Annotated in this window: 14 protein-coding genes; 9 read left to right on the top strand and 5 right to left on the bottom strand. The window is 66.1% G+C overall.

What is annotated here, in order from left to right:
• Positions 1 to 3 precede the first annotated feature (3 nt).
• Together AC0Z35_RS07150 and AC0Z35_RS07145 are read right to left on the bottom strand one after the other, a co-directional pair.
• Positions 4 to 777 carry an FHA domain-containing protein gene (locus AC0Z35_RS07150; protein WP_485131038.1) on the bottom strand — a complete coding sequence of 258 codons (774 nt, stop codon included), beginning with the start codon at positions 775 to 777 and terminating at the stop codon, positions 4 to 6.
• Positions 778 to 804: 27 nt separating this feature from the next.
• Positions 805 to 1176: a TssQ family T6SS-associated lipoprotein gene (locus tag AC0Z35_RS07145; protein WP_120157313.1), complete on the bottom strand. Its 372-nt coding sequence runs from the start codon at positions 1174 to 1176 to the stop codon at positions 805 to 807.
• Positions 1177 to 1322: 146 nt separating this feature from the next.
• Here AC0Z35_RS07145 and tssJ point away from each other — a divergent pair, with 146 nt between their 5' ends.
• The 6 genes from tssJ to AC0Z35_RS07115 are packed head-to-tail and all read left to right on the top strand — an operon-like array spanning position 1323 to position 10427.
• Positions 1323 to 1865, top strand: coding sequence for a type VI secretion system lipoprotein TssJ (gene tssJ, locus AC0Z35_RS07140; RefSeq protein ID WP_485131039.1), 543 nt, complete (start codon positions 1323 to 1325; stop codon positions 1863 to 1865).
• A 35-nt stretch (positions 1866 to 1900) separates the two neighbouring features.
• Positions 1901 to 3235 (top strand): type VI secretion system baseplate subunit TssK, encoded by a 1335-nt coding sequence (tssK, locus tag AC0Z35_RS07135; protein WP_485131040.1) that lies wholly within the window; start codon positions 1901 to 1903, stop codon positions 3233 to 3235.
• A gap of 14 nt (positions 3236 to 3249) precedes the next feature.
• Positions 3250 to 4542, top strand: coding sequence for a DotU family type VI secretion system protein (locus AC0Z35_RS07130; RefSeq protein WP_485131041.1), 1293 nt, complete (start codon positions 3250 to 3252; stop codon positions 4540 to 4542).
• Complete coding sequence (gene tssM / locus AC0Z35_RS07125) at positions 4539 to 8165, top strand: type VI secretion system membrane subunit TssM (protein WP_485131042.1); 3627 nt, start codon at positions 4539 to 4541, stop codon at positions 8163 to 8165. The genes AC0Z35_RS07130 and tssM overlap by 4 nt, the downstream gene beginning before the upstream one ends.
• Positions 8166 to 8178: 13 nt before the next feature.
• The gene (gene tagF / locus AC0Z35_RS07120; RefSeq protein WP_046802901.1) at positions 8179 to 8895 is read left to right on the top strand and encodes a type VI secretion system-associated protein TagF; all 717 of its coding nucleotides are present in this window, start codon (positions 8179 to 8181) and stop codon (positions 8893 to 8895) included.
• Between the two features lie 26 nt (positions 8896 to 8921).
• Positions 8922 to 10427 carry a serine/threonine-protein kinase gene (locus AC0Z35_RS07115; RefSeq protein ID WP_485131043.1) on the top strand — a complete coding sequence of 502 codons (1506 nt, stop codon included), beginning with the start codon at positions 8922 to 8924 and terminating at the stop codon, positions 10425 to 10427.
• A gap of 87 nt (positions 10428 to 10514) precedes the next feature.
• On the opposite strand, the gene lysA is transcribed toward AC0Z35_RS07115, so the two are convergent.
• Together lysA and lptM are read right to left on the bottom strand one after the other, a co-directional pair.
• The gene (lysA, locus tag AC0Z35_RS07110) at positions 10515 to 11807 is read right to left on the bottom strand and encodes a diaminopimelate decarboxylase (RefSeq protein ID WP_046802903.1); all 1293 of its coding nucleotides are present in this window, start codon (positions 11805 to 11807) and stop codon (positions 10515 to 10517) included.
• Positions 11804 to 11956 (bottom strand): LPS translocon maturation chaperone LptM, encoded by a 153-nt coding sequence (gene lptM, locus AC0Z35_RS07105; protein ID WP_082134345.1) that lies wholly within the window; start codon positions 11954 to 11956, stop codon positions 11804 to 11806. The genes lysA and lptM overlap by 4 nt, the downstream gene beginning before the upstream one ends.
• A gap of 55 nt (positions 11957 to 12011) precedes the next feature.
• Between lptM and cyaY the strand changes: the two genes are divergently transcribed.
• Positions 12012 to 12341: an iron donor protein CyaY gene (cyaY, locus tag AC0Z35_RS07100; protein WP_046802904.1), complete on the top strand. Its 330-nt coding sequence runs from the start codon at positions 12012 to 12014 to the stop codon at positions 12339 to 12341.
• A gap of 134 nt (positions 12342 to 12475) precedes the next feature.
• Here cyaY and AC0Z35_RS07095 read toward each other — a convergent pair whose 3' ends face one another.
• Positions 12476 to 13156 carry a GntR family transcriptional regulator gene (locus AC0Z35_RS07095; protein ID WP_046802905.1) on the bottom strand — a complete coding sequence of 227 codons (681 nt, stop codon included), beginning with the start codon at positions 13154 to 13156 and terminating at the stop codon, positions 12476 to 12478.
• A 329-nt stretch (positions 13157 to 13485) separates the two neighbouring features.
• Here AC0Z35_RS07095 and hydA point away from each other — a divergent pair, with 329 nt between their 5' ends.
• Positions 13486 to 14934 carry a dihydropyrimidinase gene (hydA, locus tag AC0Z35_RS07090; protein ID WP_485131044.1) on the top strand — a complete coding sequence of 483 codons (1449 nt, stop codon included), beginning with the start codon at positions 13486 to 13488 and terminating at the stop codon, positions 14932 to 14934.
• Positions 14935 to 14982: 48 nt separating this feature from the next.
• Positions 14983 to 16425: an amidohydrolase family protein gene (locus tag AC0Z35_RS07085; RefSeq protein WP_485131045.1), complete on the top strand. Its 1443-nt coding sequence runs from the start codon at positions 14983 to 14985 to the stop codon at positions 16423 to 16425.
• The last annotated feature ends 15 nt before the right edge of the window (positions 16426 to 16440 follow it).

Raw genomic sequence — 16440 nt, 5'->3', positions numbered from 1 at the left:
TCGCTAGCGGTCGGTGTCGTCCGGCACTTTCTTCACGGACGCGGGCCGCATGAAGCTGCCGATTTCCCGCAAGTGGTCGGCGGCGGCGCGGCTATCCGTGGCATCGCGCGGCCCGCGCAGGGCGTCGTCGACGGGATGGCGCCGATGGTCGGCCAGCGGGTCGTGGGCGGGCAGCGTGGACGGCGTGCCGTCGGCGAAGACGCTGGGCGAGCCCTCATGGGCTGCGTCGAACAACGCCAGGGGGTCGGTGACCGGGCGCGAGACGGACGCGTCGCCGCGTGGCAGGTGGCGCAGCGGGTCGTCGGGGTTGCGCGCGGCGGCGGAATCCAGATCGAAAGGGTGGGTGGATACGTCCGGGGCGCTGCCCACGGGCAAGGTGCCGGGGCCGATCAGGTCGCTGAAGATGTCTTCGATGACCGGGGCGGCGGCCGGCTGGGCTTGGGCATCGGTTGCGGCGGACGCGGCCGAATCTGCTCGCAGGCGGTAGGTGCCTATTTCCAGTTCGTCGCCCGGCACCAAGGGCAGTTCCTGATCGCATTGAACGCGCTGCCCATTGATGCGCACGGTGCTCATGCTGCTCAAGTTCATCAGAAAGCCGGTGGTGTCCCCGTCGTGGACGCGCAGTACTGCCTGCACTCGGCAGATGTCGCCCGTGGGGTCGGGCAGGGCCAGCTGATTCACGGGGCTGCGGCCCATTGTGCCGCCGGGCGCCCGGAATTCGGTCTGGATGGGAGCGAAAGCCGGATCGCCGGCATGTTGGAACACCGTGAGCTTCATGCCTTTCTCCTTGGCGTCGGCGGCGCGTCAGCGGGCCTGGGCTGCCTTGGCCGACTTGAAAACCGGGCCCCATTGGGGATGCCCTGCTTCGTTGGGCGCAAGGTCGAACGAGGGCTGCAATTGCAGGATGCGGGTGAAGCTGTCCTCGCAAAGCTGGTGGTAGCCGATGACGCAGTAGCTGAAGGCTTGCAGCTTCAAGGCCTCGACGCGTACGGGCACCGGCGCGGTGGCCAGGGCGTCGGACGTGGCCACGGTGCGCGCGACGTCACCGAAACGGCTGGCGGCGTATTCGTTGCGCACCTGCTGCAAGGCGTCGGCGGCTTGCGGGGACGGCGAGGAACTACAGGCCGCGAGCACCGCAAGAATGGCAATCAGGCTAAGACGAACGGGCTGTTTCATGGCGCGGGCGTGTCGATGCACAAGGAAAGTGGCTCGGTTGTTCCGCCGATGATAGCGGCCCGGCGCGTGGCGGTTGCGTCGTGGCGTAACAGACGTGTGTGTTTTATTTCCGAGGACTTATGAACCGGTTTTCTTACGAGACAAGCTTGCCCACGGGGCGTCCCCGGGGGCGTTGGCCGCGCGTCGCGGCATGTCTGGCGGCGGGGGCGCTGATCGTCGGATGTTCATCCACCGCCAAGCGCGTGCCCGCGCCTTACGCCATCGAACTGCGCGCGGACCCGAAGGTAAACGCCAGCGCCAGTGGCAGGCCCTCGCCGGTGCAGGTGACCATCTATGAATTGAAGTCGGCCAGCACCTTCCAGGCCAGCGACTTTTTCACTTTGCAGGTCGATGCGCGCGCGGCGCTGGGCACCGAGCTGCTCAACACCGAACAGGTCATCTTGCGGCCGGGGGATACGAAGGTGCTGCATTACCCCGGCAACGCGGACGCGCGCGTGGTGGGCGTGGTGGCCGCGTACCGGGATCTTGAGCAGAGCAAATGGCGTTTGCTGGTGTCGCTGCCCGAACCGCAGAACACGAACATCTACAAGGTATGGCAGTTTTCACCGAACGAGGAGACGGTGAAAGTGGCCGTGACGCGCGCTGGCCTGGAAGAAGTGGACCGAAGCCGTTCGTGGTGGCCTTTCTAGCAGCACAAATCAAACGATAACAAGAGAACCTGAGCATGGTGAGCAGAGACAAAGTGATCTGGTCGGAGGGCATGTTCCTGCGGCCGCAGCATTTCCAGCAGCTGGAGCGTCATCTGCTGCACGCGGCGACGCAGCGTGCGGTGGCGGCGCAAGGGTTCTTCTGGGGGTTTTCGCATCTGTCGGTGGACCGCGAAGCACTCGCGATCGGCAAGCTGGTGTTGACTGACGCGTCAGGCGTCATGCCCGACGGCACCCCGTTCGACTTTGCCGGTCCGGCCGCCGCACCCGCCGCGCTGGAGGTGCCGGCGCGGGCGCGCGACGCGCGCGTCATGTTGGCGATTCCCCGTACGCGTCCCGGCGCGACCGATGTTGTCTACGAAGGCGAAGAAGACACCCTGGCCCGCTATCTCGTGCACGAGGCCGATGTGCACGACACCGGCTCGGTGGCGCTGGAGCCCGCCCTGCTGCAACTGGGCCGCCTGCGACTGCGGCTGATGCTGGAAGACGAGCTCACCGACGATTGGCTGGGCCTGGGCGTTGCGCGCGTGGTGGAGCGCCGGCCCGACAACCGCATCGTGCTGGACGACGGCTACGTGGCGCCGTGGCTGGCGGCCGGCGAACACCCTGTGCTGCGCGGGTGGATCAACGAACTGTATGGCCTGCTGGGTGCGCGTAGCGAAGCCCTGGCCGCGCGGCTGTCGCAGCCCGGTCGTGGCGGCGTGTCCGAGGTCTCCGACTTCATGCTGCTGGAAACCGTCAACCGCTACGTCGGGGCGCTTTGGCATGCCCGCCAGAGCGCCGGCCAGCATCCCGAGCGGCTGTTCCACGACTGGTTGATGCTGGCCTGCGATCTGGCCACCTTCACGTCCACGACACGGCGTCCAGAGGTGTTGCCCGAGTACGTGCATGACGATCTGCAAAACACGTTCGCGCCGCTGATGCACGAGTTGCGCCGGTCGCTGTCGGCAGTGCTTGAGCAGCGCGCGTTGCAGATCCCGCTGCAAGACCGGGGCCAGGGCGTACGCGTGGCGCAGATTGCAGACGCCGAGCTGCTGCAAACCGCCGGCTTCGTGCTGGCGGTGCATGCGGACATGGGCACGGACACCGTGCGCGCGCGCTTTCCCGCGCAGGTCAAGATCGGCCCGGTCGAACGCATCCGCGATCTGGTGCACTTGCAACTGCCGGGCGTTGCGGTACGTGCACTGCCGGTGGCGCCGCGCCAGATTCCCTACAGCGCGGGGCATGTGTATTTCGAGCTGGATAAAAGCGGGGAGTTCTGGAAGCAACTGGAGCGCACCGGCGCGCTGGCCTTGCATTTGGCGGGTGACTTCCCCGGCCTGACGATGGAGTTCTGGGCGTTGCGGGATTGAACGCGGAGACAGCTATGCATGCATCAGACCACACCCTGTCCGCCCCGCCGGGAAGCCTGGGCGACACGCCCGGCCAGGCCTCCAGCCGGCTGCGGCCTCATGACTACGTCATCAGCGGCGCCAACCCGCTGGTGGCGGCGGCCAACCCCTTGTTGGACTTGATCCCGCAAATCCGCGCCACCGCGTCGCACCCGTCGCCCGCGATGCTGCGCGAGCACTTGCTGGACGAGATCCGTCAGTTTGAGTTGCGCGCACAGCAGGCGGGCACTCCCAACGAAACGATCCTGGGCGCGCGCTACTGCCTGTGCACCGCGCTGGACGAAGCCGCCGCGTTGACCCCGTGGGGCGGGGGCGGTGTGTGGTCGGCCCACAGTCTGCTGGTGACCTTTCACAACGAGACCTGGGGCGGCGAGAAATTCTTCCAGCTGCTGGCCAAGCTGTCGCAAAACCCGGCGCAACACCTGGACCTGCTTGAACTGCTGTATTACTGCCTGCTGCTGGGCTTTGAAGGCCGCTACCGCGTGATGGACAACGGCCGTTCGCAACTGGAAACGCTGCGCCAGCGCTTGCTGCGCATCCTGCGGGGGGCACGTGGGGAGTACGCGCTTGCGCTGTCGCCCCATTGGCGCGATGAGCCCGCGCAAACGCCGCTGCGGCGGTTGCCCGTGCCGCTGTGGGTCTTCGGCGCGTTGGCTGCCGTGCTGGCGCTGGCTTTGTATTGGGGGTTGGGATGGCGGTTGGGCAGCCAGTCGGACGGCGTGTTTGCGTCCATCAGCCAGCTCAAGCCGCCTGTCGTGCAGATCGCCCCGGCGGTGGTGAAGCGGCCCGCGCCCGCGCCGCGCCTGGCGGTGTTCCTGGCGCCCGAAATCCGCGACCAGCTGGTCAGCGTGCGCGACGAGGTGGACCGCAGCGTGGTGGTGTTGCGCGGAGACGGCGTGTTCGAGTCCGGTGCCAGTTCCGTTCGCGATCAGTACCTGCCCGTGCTGTCGCGCGTGGCGGACGCGTTGCGCGAGACGCAGGGCAGCATTCTGGTACGCGGGTACTCCGACAACATACCGATGCGCAGCGCGCGCTTTCCGTCCAACTGGCATCTGTCGCAGGCCCGCGCGGACGCCGTCAAGGACATGCTGGAACAACGCCTGGGGCAATCGGCTTCGGCGCGCGTCCGGGCGGAAGGGCGTGGGGATGCGGACCCGGTCGCACCCAACGATACGGCGGCAGGCCGCGCGCTGAACCGCCGCGTGGAAATCACGGTGCTGGTGCCGCCCACCCCGCATGAGGGCGATGCACAAGGAGGCAAAGAATGATCTACCGATTGTTCGGATGGTTCTTCAGCCGGCGTGTGTGGAATTTCCTGGGCCTGGTGGCGCTGGCGCTGCTGATCTGGATTGCGGGGCCGCTGATCGCGGTGGGTGCCGTGCGGCCGCTGGAAAGCCAGACGGTGCGCATCATCGTCATCGTGGCGATGTTTGCCATATGGCTGCTGCGCTGGGTGTGGCGCAAGTGGCGGGAAGGGCGCTTGAACGCGCAGTTACTCGGCCAGTTGCGTCCCCGGCCGCGCGCCGAAAAGGCCGTGCAAGACGTTGCCGAGAACGACGAGATCCGCCAGCTGGAAGCGCGGTTTGATGAAGCCGTCGAACTGCTGCGCAAGACGCGCTTTGAGAATCGCGGCAAGCGCCGTCCGCTGGATCGATTCTCGAAACAGTATCTGTACCAGCTGCCCTGGTACGTCATCATCGGCGCGCCGGGGGCGGGCAAGACGACGGCGCTGGTGAACTCGGGCTTGAACTTCCCGTTGGCCGAGCGCTACGGCAAGGTCGCCTTGCGCGGGGTGGGCGGCACGCGCAATTGCGATTGGTGGTTTACCGACGACGCGGTGCTGCTGGATACGGCGGGGCGCTACACCACCCACGAAAGCGACCCCACGGGCGACGAGGAAGAGTGGCGCGGCTTTCTTCGCCTGCTGACCAAGTACCGTGGCCGGCAGCCGATCAACGGCGCCATGTTGACGGTCAGTGTCGAAGACCTGTTGTCGGCATCCGATGCGCAGCGTGCGCAGCACGCGGCGGTGCTGCGGCGCCGCTTGCAGGAACTACGCGAGCAGCTGGGCATCGCGTTTCCTGTCTACGTGCTGGTGACGAAGACAGATCTGTTGTCCGGCTTCGAAGAGTACTTTGCGTCGTTCAGCCGCGATGAGCTGGCGCAGGTGTGGGGCTTTACCTTGCCCTACGCGCGCACGCAGGAGCCTGACTTCGATTTGTACGACGCCTTCCATGCCGAGTACGCGCTGCTGCAACGGCGGCTGGATGACGCCTTGCCGGAAGTGGTGGCCGCCGAGGAAGACCCTGCGCGGCGCGCACTGGCCTACATGCTGCCGCAGCAATTTGCCGGGCTGCAAAACATCCTGGGCCATTTCCTTAGCGACGTGTTCGCCACGTCGAAGTTTGAAGCGCGCGTCATCCCGCGCGGCGTGTACTTCACCAGCGGCACGCAAGGGGGCGAAACCTTCGACCAGGTGACCGGCCATCTGAAGCGGTACCTGCGCATCGATGGTGCGCCGTCGCCCGCGCCCAGCGTGCCGGGCGAGGGCGAGGGCCGCAGCTACTTCCTGAAAAACCTGCTGCGCGACGTCATCTTTCGGGAAGCGGGCCTGGCAGGCCGTAACCTGCGTTGGGAACGCCGCTATCGGCAATTGCACTGGGCCGGTTACGGGCTGGTCACGGCGATGTTCGTGGCGCTGATTGCCGGCTGGGCATTGAGCTATCGCAACAACTCGGCCTATGTGGATGAAGTGGCGCGGCGCGTGCCGGCCGTGGAAAAGCTGACGCGCGACATCAAGATCACGCGCACGGGCGACCTGCTGGGCTTGATGCCGTTTCTGGACAGCCTTTGGTATCTGCCGCGCCACGAACGCTTTGAGATCGACTCGCCGCCACTGGCGTACCGCTTCGGGCTTTATCAGGGCTTCAAGCTGCAAGCGGCCGCGCAGGGCGTGTATGACAACACGCTGGATCAGGTGCTGTTGCCGCAGGTGGCGCGGCGCGTGGAGGCCGCGTTGCGGGATGCGTCGGCAAGCGACCTGGAGTATTCGTACGAGGCGTTGCGCGCCTATCTGATGTTGTACGAGGCCGACCGCTACGACGCCGAGTTCATGCATGCGTGGCTGTTGTCGGATATGCAATCGACGTTGCCTGACGGGTACACGCGCCGCCAGTACGAACAGTTGTCGCTGCATTTGCGCCACCTGACACAGGGTCACGTGCTGGCATCGCCTTTTCCGAAGGACGAGGCGCTGGTGGCGCAGGCGCGCGAGAAGCTGGCGCGCTATACGCTGGCGCAACGCGCCTACAGCCGCTTGCGCCGCACGCTTGCCAATACCGATATCGCGCCCGAGAACACCGCCGTGACCTTGGGCGGGGCACAGGCCAGCGCGGTGTTCGTGCGCAAGAGCGGCAAGCCGTTAAGCCAGGGCATCCCGTCGCTGTACAGCTATCGTGGCTATTGGGACGTGTTCAACAAACGCGTGTCCAGCGTGGCCGAGGTGCTGCGGTCGGACGATGCGTGGATCTTGAACATTCCGGCCCCCGGCATGTTGGACCAAGCGGCGCAGCGCCAATTGGTGGCGGGCATCAAGCGCCTGTACATGAATGATTATGTGGCGCAGTGGGATGGCTATCTGAACGACTTGCAGCTGGCGCCCAGCAAGTCGTTGCTGCAAAACATCCAGATGGCGCGTACCTTGTCCGCGCCGGAATCACCGCTGGTGCAGTTGGTGCGCGGGGTCGCGCGCGAGACTTCCTTGCTGCGCGATTCGGCCAAGGACGAGCGGTCGCTGGTGGACCAGGCGCGCGATCGTGTCGGCAGCACGCGCGAGGCGCTGGAGCAGATGTTCGGCCCGACGGGGCCGGGTGCCGCCGCGCGCGCGGATGCGTCGGATGAAAAGCTGGAGCGCATCGTTGACCAGTACTTCGAGCCGTGGCGCCGGCTGGCGCAGAACGAAGGCGGGGCGGCGGGCGCCGCGCCGCCCATTGCCGCCACCACGGGGTTGATCAATGAGCTTTACACCTATCTGACGGCGGCGGACGCGGCACTGCGTAGCGGCAGCCCGACCCCGAGTTCCGATTCGGTGACCAAGCTGCGCGCCGAAGCCGGACGCCTGCCCGGCCCGTTGCGTGACGTGCTCAACGCCTTGTCGGTGAACGCGTCAGGCGAGGTGTCGGACGTGGCCCGCGCGCGCATGGGCGAGACGGTGTCGGCCACGATCGGCGTGTTCTGCGGGCAATCGGTGGCGGGCCGTTATCCGTTCTCCAGCCGCTCCACGCGTGACGTTGCCCCCAACGACATGGCCAGGTTATTCGGGCCGAACGGCATGATGGACGACTTTTTTCAGAAGAACCTGGCGACGCAGATCGACGTGTCCGGGCCGCGCTGGCGCTTCAAGCCCGGTGTCGATGGCCGCTCGGGGGGCAGCTCGGCCACGCTGGACGCGTTCCAGCGCGCGGGCGTCATCCGCGATGTGTACTTCATGGCGGGCAACCCCATGCCGTCGTACCGCGTGGCGATCCGGCCGGTGGAGATGGACGCGGGCATCACGCAGTTTGTGATGGACGTGGATGGCCAATCGGTGCGCTACGCGCATGGCCCGCAGGTGGCGACCACGGTGCAATGGCCCGGGCCGCGTGGCAGCAACCAGGTGCGTATCGAATTGACGCCGCAAGTCGGCGCGGCAGGCCTGACGACGTCGGGCCCATGGGCGCTGAATCGCATGCTGGACCGCGCGCAATTGCAACGCGGCCCCTCGCCGGAGATCACGTTGGCCACCTTCGACCTGGGCGGTCGCAAGGTGGTGTTGGAGATCACGGCCAGCAGCGTCAAAAGCCCTTTTCATCTAGCCGAGATGCAGGGTTTCGCCTGCCCCGGCGCGTCGTGACCAGGACATCGACATGGAGCTTGGAGTGGAGAACGGGCAGGTGGGCTGGTACGGAAAGATCCCGGCCGCGGGCGACTTCGTGCATCGGCGTCTGCCGCGTGAACTGATTGCGTGGTGGGACCACTGGTTGCAGTTCGGGCTGGTGGCGTTGAAGCAGGCGCCGGACGCGGCCGCGGCGCGCAGTTTTGCTTCGGCGCCTATCTGGAACTTTGCCATTCCGGCAGGGCCCGGCGCCGGCGTGGCGCAGCTGGGTTGCATCACCCCCAGCCGCGACCGCGTGGGGCGCGGGTATCCGCTGTGTGTCGTCGCGGCGCTGCCGCCCGCGCAATATCACAGCAGCATGCTGGATGGCGCCGGCGACTACTACCGTCAAGTGGGCTCCAGCATGTTGGCCGCCGTACGCCATGGCTGCGCGCCCGAACAGTTTGACCGCAGTCTTCAGCAAGTGCGCATGCCCGCTGCCGCGCCCGGCCCTGCCGCGCCGCGAGGGGGCAACGACATCATGGACATCTTGCGGGCGGGGCTGGACGCGGAATCCGCGCCCTTGGCGCGCCGCGCGTTGAATGCGTGGCCCGATCTGCCGTTTTGCTTCAACCCCAGTTCGCACACGAGCTATTGGTGGACCAACCAGGCGGACGGCGCGGCGTTGCAAACCTATGTGCATGGCGGCGCGCTGAACGCCACGTTGTTCGCCAGGCTGTTCTCGTCCCTGCCCACGTGGCGGCCATGAGTCTGATCGACCCCGGAGGACCGCGCATGACTACCGCTTCCATCACGCCACCGAGCCCGGGCACGGCTGGCATACCTGCCGCGCCTTGCCACCCGCGCCTGGCCGACCTGATGCGCTTGCCGCCGGGTCGCAAGCGCCAAGACGAGATCACGCGCATCGTCGCGGGGCTGGCCGCGTCGCTGGCGCCGTTGCACGCGGCGGGTCGAGTGCATGGCGGTATCCATCCGGGGGCGGTTGCGTTTGATGGGGGCGGGCCGTGGGACCCGATCGTCGGCAGGGCCGCAACGGGCGCGCCCACGTTGACGCCGCCGCCCGTAGCACCGGCGCCCGACGCCGAGGACGCGCCCCGGCATGCCGGTTATGCGGCGTTCGAGCAATACACGGATGATCCGGCGTATGCCTGTGGGCCGTGGACCGATGTGTACGGACTGGCGGCGCTGGCTTACTTTCTGGCAACCGGCAGCGCGCCACCAAGCGCGCTGGCGCGTCGCGTGCGCGATGACTGCTTGCCGCTGGAGGAATGGGGCGCTAACGAGTACGAGAGGGCGTTTTGCGACGCGGTGGATAGCGGTTTGGCGATGACGATGCACGCAAGACCGCAAACGGCGCAAGCGTTCGCGGCAGCGATAGGAACGCCGCTGCTGCGTACGTCGCCGATATTGCCCGCGGCCTTGCCGACGGTGGCTACCCCTGCTGAGGTCAAGACGCCGCCGACCGCAGCATCGCCGCCCGAAGCACCGCCGACCGAAGCGCGGATGGCACGCGAACTTCCGCGTGAACGCGCGCGCGTCTTGCCTTGGATCTTGGCGTGCGCCTTACTGCTGGCGGGCAGCGGGTACGCCTGGGTTCGCATGACGTCTACGCCTGTTGAACTGGCCGGTACGCCCGAAGCGTCGGCACGTACGCCCCAGGCGTCGCCTGCCGTGACAGCCTCCGCTCCCGCGCCTGCCCCCGCGCCGACCCCGGATAGGGCGCCGGCGCCGCAGCAACCTCTGGCGACGGCGCCTGAACCGCCACAGGCTTCTCAGTCCACGCGCGCGACCCAGGCGTCGCAGGGGTCTTCGCCTGTTCCTGCAACTCAGCCATCGCAGGCTTCTCAGCCCACGCCTGCAACGCCGTCGGCTCGTGTTGAAGCGGCCTCCAGCGGCGGCGCGCCTGCGCCGGCGTCTGATGGCAGTGCAAGCAATATCGACGCCGCATCCGCATCCGCACCCGCACCCGCACCCGCACCCGCACCCGCACCCGCACCCGCACCCGCACCCGCACCCGCACCCGCACCCGCATCCGCAGCCGCGCCCGTCTCAATCGCGCCACCCAAGGCCGCGCCTGTTTCGGTGCGTGTTGCCGTGCGTCCCTGGGGCGAAGTCCTGATCAACGGCCGTTCACGCGGGGTCAGCCCGCCCTTGCGGGAACTGTCTTTGACGCCAGGACGCTACCAGGTGACCGTGCGCAATGCGACGGCGGGCGAGCATCGGATGACCTTGACGGTTGCGGCCGACAAACCGGCCGCGATCTCGCACGAGTTCAAGTGATACGCAAAAGTTGCGTGCGACGGAAATCGCGCCGGCGGATGACAAGCGGCTTGGCGGCGCGACGCCTGCCGCCGCCCCGGCGCGCCTTCAAGGTAGCGTGGACTCGCCCTTGAGCAGATCGTCCAGCGTCTCGCGTTGGCGCACCACGTGGTAGTGGTCGCCATCGACCATGACTTCGGCCGCGCGGGCGCGTGTGTTGTAGTTGCTGGCCATGGTCATGCTGTAGGCGCCCGCGGATTCCACCGCCAGCACGTCGCCTTGCTGGATGGCCAGTGCGCGCCCCTTGGCCAGCCAGTCCGCGCTTTCGCATACTGGCCCGACGATGTCGTATTCCACCTGATCACCGGCGCGCGGGCGTAGCGGCTGCACGCCGTGATAGGCCTCGTAAAGCGCGGGACGCAGCAGATCGTTCATGGCGGCATCGACGATCGCGAAATTGCGCGCCGGCGAATGCTTCAGATATTGCACCGTGGTCAGCAGCATGCCCGCATTGCCCACCAGCGAACGGCCGGGCTCCAGCACCAGATGCAGATGCCCGTGGCCGCGCGCGTTCAGCCGTTCAAATACCCGGTCCAGCAACGCCTTGGGTGAAGGCGGCGTCTCGTCCGTATAGCGGATGCCCAGCCCACCGCCCAAATCCAGATGGGCGATGCGGATGCCTTCGCGTTCCAGCGCATCGATCAGGTCCAGCAGCTTTTCCAGCGCATCGAAATAGGGGCTGATATCGGTCAACTGCGAGCCGATATGGCAGTCCACGCCCACGATCTCCAGGCCCGGCAGCTCCCGCGCGACGCGATAAACGTCCAGCGCCGATTCAATGGCGATGCCGAACTTGTTCTCTTTCAGGCCGGTGGAGATATAGGGATGCGTTTGCGCGTCCACATCGGGGTTCACGCGCAGTGACACCGGCGCGCGCAAGCCCATGTCCTGCGCCACTTCGGACAGGCGGCGCAATTCGTCTTCCGATTCGACGTTAAAGCACTTCACCCCGGCGACCAGCGCGTCGCGCATTTCCCAGGCTTGCTTGCCCACGCCGGAAAACACGATCTTGGAGGGCTCGGCGCCCACCGCCAGCGCGCGCTTGAGCTCGCCGCCAGAGACGATGTCAAAGCCCGCGCCCAACCGCACGAATTCCTTGAGGACCGCCAGGTTGGAGTTTGCCTTCATCCCGTAGCAGACCAGCACGGGCAGCGGCCCGATGGCGCTGCGATAGGTTTCCCAAGCGGCCTTGAGCGCCGCGCGGGAGTACACGTACAGCGGGGTGCCTAGCCCATGCGCCAGATGGTCCAGCGGCACATCCTCGGCGTACAGTACGTTATTGCGGTACTGGAAATAGGGATGGCCGGTCAACTCCGGCGGCAGGGGAAAGGCTGTCGTCATGGGATCGAAGGAGGGGGAGGGATCTGCGGCGCGGGCTGCGAACGCGACGGCGGCTTGCCGTCAGGCGTCGGCATGTATAAAGGCCCCTTATAGCCGCATGCCGCCACCATGCCGGAGGCCACAAGCGTGGCTACAATGCGAAGAGCCATGCGGCTGAATGCCAATTGGAACACTGGGAACTCCGTAATTCTTGCAGGCTCGATTATGACCGAAACCGAATTTCTTGCGTTGATCGACCAGGTGCTGGACAGCATCGAAAGCCAGGCCGACGACTGGGCGGCTTCGCTCGACGTCGACGTGGAAACCACCCGCAGCGGCAATGTCCTGACCATGGTTTTCGAAGACAACACCCATGTCGTCGTCAACAGCCAGGCCGCCATGCAGGAACTGTGGGTAGCCGCCCGCAGTGGCGGCTTCCACTACCGCTACGACGGCCACCATTGGAACGACACCCGTGGCGGCCCGCAACTGCCGGACGCCCTCTCGCAAATCTGCTCGGCCGCGGCCGGCGTGCCGGTTACGCTGAAACTATAAAGCCGTCGTACTCGCAAAGTAACAAGGACTGATAAGGCCGGCCGTCATGGGCCAGCCCTTCAGATGCGACCAAGCCCCGGGTTTTACACCCCGGGGCTTTTCTTTATTTTCGCTTGGGGTTCGGTCAATGTGGGTCAGAACTTGAAGACTTCTTCCAGGTCCACCGATTCTTCCACCGATTCCAGCTTCACGCTTTGTTCGATGTGCTCCAGGTGATGCAGCGTCAATTCCTCGGCGCGCTGGGCGTCGCGCGCCGCGATGGCTTCGGTTATCAGCTCGTGTTCGTCGTCGCGGCAGCTGGTGGCGGTGGGCAGGTTGTACAGGAAGATGACCAGGCAGGTCAGCGTGGACAGCTCGCGCATCGTGCGTGCCAGTTCGCCGTTGCCCGCCAGCTCGCTTAGAAGAATATGAAATTCGCCGGCCAGCCGGATGATGGCGCGCTTGTCGTCGCGCTTGCGGGCATCGTGTTCCAACAGCACGTGTTCGCGTAGGCGCGCCAGCTTCTCGGCAGTCAGGTTCTGCGTCAGGCGGCGCACGACGGCGGGCTCGATCAGCCTGCGCGCCTCGAAGACGTCGCGCGCTTTTTCGATGGACGGCTTGGCGACGTAGGCGCCGCGCTGGGGGAAAAGTTCGACGATCTGTTCGTGGGCCAGGCGCGCAAGAACCTCACGGATGCGCGGCCGGCTGACTTCAAAGATTTCGGCCAGGCGCTCTTCGACCAGCTTGGTGCCGGGCTTGAGGCGGTTGTCCAGGATGGCGCGGTAGATGCGCTCGTAGATGCCGGTGACCGAGTTTTCGCGTTTGTCTGATGCCATGGGCTCGTTCTTGGTTTGCGCGTAGGAAGCCGGGGCGGGATCGCCGCCACGGGTAATGAGCGGTCTCTTGCCGCTTGTAGGTTGCTTATAGACTGCACGTTGGCCGCAACTTGGCGGATGAACGTGAAGATACCCGATCATTCGTCGGCATTGGGCAAGGTCCAGAAGCCAGCGTCAAAAATAATGTTAACAATTTGACCTTGAAATGTATATTTCAGGGTAATCACTAGCGTAATCATTTTTGTATTCGGCCTAGAATCCGCTCACAACATGCCCATCCCGCCACGCTTTCGCGGCAGGGAAAGGGCGGATCAGACGGGCTGACGCATATGACGAAGCAAGGTTTTGATCTGGTGCTGCGCGACGCGGTGCTGGCAACGGCCGGCGATACCTGTCGCGCGGATCTGGGGATCGTGGACGGCCGCATTGTGCAGATCGGCCGCGGCTTGGCGGCGGGCATGTGTGAAATCGACGTGGCCGGACGCGTGGTCACGCCGGGCGGCATCGACGCCCATTGCCACCTGGACCAGCCGATGGCGCCGCCCGTGAAGTTAGCGGATGACTTTTTCACGGGTACGCGCTCGGCCGCCTGCGGGGGCACGACCACCGTGATCCCCTTCGCGGCGCAGCGCAAGGGCGCCACGGTGCAGGCCGCCATCGACGATTACCACCAGCGCGCCGACGGCCGAGCCTGCGTGGACTATGCCTTTCACCTGATCCTGACCGACCCCACGCCCACCGTGCTGGCCGACGAGCTGCCGCGCCTGATAGCGGCCGGCTACACCTCGTTCAAGTTGTATATGACGTATGACGCGCTGAAGTTGTCCGACGCCCAGATCCTGGACGTGCTGGACGTGGCGCGCGTGCATGGCGGCATGGCGATGATTCATGCCGAAAACTCCGATTGCATCGCATGGCTGACGCGCCGCCTGGAGGCCTCTGGCCGCACCGCGCCGCGCTTTCATGCCGTTTCGCGGCCGATGCTGGTGGAGCGCGAAGGCGCCCATCGCGCCATCGCGCTGTCCGAACTTATCGACGTTCCCATCTTGCTGGTGCACATCTCGGGCGGCGAAGCGGTCGCGCAAATCCGCGAGGCGCGTGCCAAGGGCTTGAACGTCTATGCCGAAACCTGCCCGCAATACCTTTTTCTGACCGCCGCGGATCTAGGCGTGGACGACAGCTATTTCGGCGCGCGCTGCGTGTGCAGCCCACCGCCGCGCGACAAGTCCAGCCAGGAGCAGATCTGGCAGGGGCTGGCGGACGGCCTTTTCACGGTGTTTTCGTCCGACCACTCGCCCTTCAACCTGACCGGCGAGGACGGCAAGACGCCCGGCGGCAAAGAGGTGGCGTTCCGTCATATTCCGAACGGCATTCCCGGCATCGAAACGCGCATGCCGTTGCTGTATTCGGAAGGGGTGTTGGGCGGCCGCATCAGCGTGAATCGCTTCGTGGAGCTGACCGCAACCCAGCCGGCGCGCGCCTATGGCCTGTACCCGCGAAAGGGCACGCTGGCCATCGGCAGCGATGCCGACCTGGTGATCTGGGAAGAGCGCGAGTTCACGCTCACCAATGAACATCTGCACCACGCGGTGGACTACACGCCGTACGCGGGCACGACGCTGCGGGCGTGGCCCGCGATGACGTTGTTGCGCGGACAAGTCGTTTGGGATGGCGAGCGCTTTACGGGCACGCCGGGCCAAGGAAAGTTTTTGCCGCGCGGGCTGCCCAGCCTGGCGCCGCCCAGCGCCCGCCAGGGCTCGCGGCCAGACTGGCGCTAACGCAGCGCGCCACATGGATATCCGCCCTTCATTTCAGAGGAAATAACGTTGAAGACTACCCTGATCAAGAACGCCGACGTTGTGGTTGCCTGGGACGCCTCGCGCCAGCAGCACGTCTACATGAAGAACGCCGACGTGGCCTTTAAGGACGGCCGTATCACGCACGTCGGGGCGGGGGCGCAGGCGGCCACGCCGGATGCGGAAATCGTCAGCGGCAACGGCATGATGGTGATGCCGGGCCTGGTGGACATCCACAGCCATCTGGTGCATGAGCCCATCAACAAGGGCTACACGGACGAAACCGGGTCACCGGGCCTGTACAACTCGAATCTGTACGAGTACATGCCCACCATGGAAGGCGACGACGAGGCCGCGCCCGCGCAGCTGACGCTGGCCGCCGCCGAACTGCTGATGTCAGGCGTGACGACCGTGGTGGACATGTCGGTGGCACACGAGCACTGGATCGACATCATGGTGCAAAGCGGCCTGCGGGCGTATATCGCGCCCATGTTCCGCTCGGCGCGCTGGTACACGCGCAACGGCCATGTGGTGGAGTACGACTGGAACGAGAAGGCCGGCGAGGCGGGCATGGAGCGCGCGCTGACGTTGATCGACAAGGCCGAGGCGCACGCGTGCGGCCGCCTCACAGGCATGCTGGTGCCCGCGCAGATCGACACCTGCACGCCCGAACTGCTGAAGGCCAGTCATCAAGAGGCAAAGCGTCGCGGCATCGGCTGGCAGACTCATGCCGCGCAGTCGCTGCCGGAATTTCACGAAATCACGCGCCGCCATGGCCTCACACCGGTCCAGTGGCTGCATAGCCTGGGCGTGTTGGACCCGGGCAGCATTGTCGGCCACGGCATCTTCGTGGACGACCACCCGAATACGCACTGGGGTACGGCGACCGACCTGTCCATCCTGTCCGAGACGGGCGCCAGCGTGGCGCATTGCCCCACGGTCTTCATGCGCCGGGGCATGGCGCTGCGCGACTTTGGACGCTATCGCCGCGCGGGCATCAACCTGGGCATCGGCACGGACACCTATCCGCACAACATGATCGAGGAAATGCGCCACGTGGGCTATCTGGCTCGCTTGATGGCGCAAACGCCGCGCGCGGTCACCACCGGCGAAGTGTTCCACGCCGCGACGGTCGGTGGCGCGAAGGCGCTGGGCCGCGAAGACCTGGGCCGCATCGCGGTGGGCGCGCGCGCCGACCTGGTGATGGTGGACATGACGCATTACCTGATGCGCCCGTCGCGCGATCCGGTACGCAGCCTGGTTTACGCCGCTGCGGACCGCGCTGTGCACACCGTGTATATCGACGGCCGCCGCGTGCTGCACGAGGGACAGGTGCATACGCTGGATTACCGCAAGGCCGCCGAGCAGGTAGACGAGGCCCAGCGCCGCGCCGAGGCGCTGGTGCCTTCGCGCGACCTGGTGGCCGGCCGCAGCGCGCAACAGATGTCGCCGCTGTCATTCGACGTCGTGTGACCTGATCGACACTCC

Source organism: Achromobacter sp. 1L-A-4-B-C2, from assembly GCF_057291955.1.
Note: the sequence above shows the minus strand (reverse complement) of the source record. Positions and strands in the feature narration are given on the sequence as shown.

Coding starts and splice junctions, on each gene's coding strand:
- AC0Z35_RS07150 (WP_485131038.1), bottom strand. CDS start 777: ATGAAGCTCACGGTGTTCCAACATGCCGGCGATCCGGCTTTCGCTCCC.
- cyaY (WP_046802904.1), top strand. CDS start 12,012: ATGACCGAAACCGAATTTCTTGCGTTGATCGACCAGGTGCTGGACAGC.
- tssK (WP_485131040.1), top strand. CDS start 1,901: ATGGTGAGCAGAGACAAAGTGATCTGGTCGGAGGGCATGTTCCTGCGG.
- lptM (WP_082134345.1), bottom strand. CDS start 11,956: ATGGCTCTTCGCATTGTAGCCACGCTTGTGGCCTCCGGCATGGTGGCG.
- hydA (WP_485131044.1), top strand. CDS start 13,486: ATGACGAAGCAAGGTTTTGATCTGGTGCTGCGCGACGCGGTGCTGGCA.
- tssM (WP_485131042.1), top strand. CDS start 4,539: ATGATCTACCGATTGTTCGGATGGTTCTTCAGCCGGCGTGTGTGGAAT.
- tagF (WP_046802901.1), top strand. CDS start 8,179: ATGGAGCTTGGAGTGGAGAACGGGCAGGTGGGCTGGTACGGAAAGATC.
- lysA (WP_046802903.1), bottom strand. CDS start 11,807: ATGACGACAGCCTTTCCCCTGCCGCCGGAGTTGACCGGCCATCCCTAT.
- AC0Z35_RS07130 (WP_485131041.1), top strand. CDS start 3,250: ATGCATGCATCAGACCACACCCTGTCCGCCCCGCCGGGAAGCCTGGGC.
- AC0Z35_RS07145 (WP_120157313.1), bottom strand. CDS start 1,176: ATGAAACAGCCCGTTCGTCTTAGCCTGATTGCCATTCTTGCGGTGCTC.
- AC0Z35_RS07095 (WP_046802905.1), bottom strand. CDS start 13,156: ATGGCATCAGACAAACGCGAAAACTCGGTCACCGGCATCTACGAGCGC.
- AC0Z35_RS07115 (WP_485131043.1), top strand. CDS start 8,922: ATGACTACCGCTTCCATCACGCCACCGAGCCCGGGCACGGCTGGCATA.